Here is a 1,045-nt window from a genome sequence, read left to right as displayed (position 1 = left end):
CAAATAGCGGGATAAAATTTCCTAGAATAGTAATCATGATTAATGTCAGTAACGGGAGTGGAGAAAAGTGAACGATTTAATTGGAGTAAAAATAAAGAGTTTGAGAAAAGAACGTAAGTTAACATTAAAACAAATTGCTGATCAGACGAATCTTTCAATCAGCTTTTTATCACAAGTCGAACGATCAAAATCATCCATAACGCTCGAATCATTGAAAAAAGTTTCTGAAGCACTTGGTGTCAATCCGAGTTACTTTTTTTCAGAGCCAGAAAAGCAGACAACACCAACAGTTATGAGAAATATCATTAGTAAGACGAACGCTCTACATAACCAATTTTTTTATAGGGATTTAGCGGGCAACATTGAAAATCCACTATTTAATCCTATTTTAGTTTTGCTTAACCCAGGTGCTAAAAAAGAGGAATCTTATTCACATTCGGGGCAAGAATTTCTATACGTTCTAGAAGGAAAACTGACGATTATCATTGACGAAGAGGAACATGTTTTGACTCCTTATGATTGTATTTTCCTAGACTCAACAACACCACACAATTGGGCGAATAAAACAGATTCAATTGTAAAATTCCTTTGCGTTTCAAGTATTCCTGTGTAAATTTCAACAGGTTCATTAGACATGATCTATGATTGAGGTAGCTGCGAGTCATTCGTCTGAATCACTCGCAGCCCTTTCCGAACCTGGTTGAATCTTCCATGGTACTGCATCAGTAACTTCAAATTTATTTTTAAGAATTGGACATAGTCCTTCTTTTTGCTTTCCCTGTACAGGGAAAGCGAAGTTTCTATAGACTTCAGATATTTCTAATGAGTAGTTATCTATTTTAGTAGAGAAGTAACTAATTCCATCAATATCATCTGACTGCCTAATAAATTGTAGAATTAATTGCTGGACAAGTCTGTCTAAAATGAAGTGCAGTTTATTTATCAACTATTTGGAATAGAGGTAACATTTGCACCGGAACCACATAAAAAATACCGGCATCCTTCCCATGAAGAATACCGGTACTTCTCATTTATCCCGCTATTT

General features: G+C 35.1%; 1 protein-coding gene. It reads left to right on the top strand.

Annotation, left to right across the window (positions count from 1 at the left end):
* Nucleotides 1-67: 67 nt before the first annotated feature.
* Nucleotides 68-613 (top strand): helix-turn-helix domain-containing protein, encoded by a 546-nt coding sequence (locus V7038_RS28825; protein ID WP_070170454.1) that lies wholly within the window; start codon nt 68-70, stop codon nt 611-613.
* Nucleotides 614-1,045 lie beyond the last annotated feature (432 nt).

This window comes from Bacillus sp. JJ783, from assembly GCF_036963225.1.
GTDB lineage: Bacteria > Bacillota > Bacilli > Bacillales > Bacillaceae_G > Bacillus_A > Bacillus_A cereus_U.
Note: the sequence above shows the minus strand (reverse complement) of the source record. Positions and strands in the feature narration are given on the sequence as shown.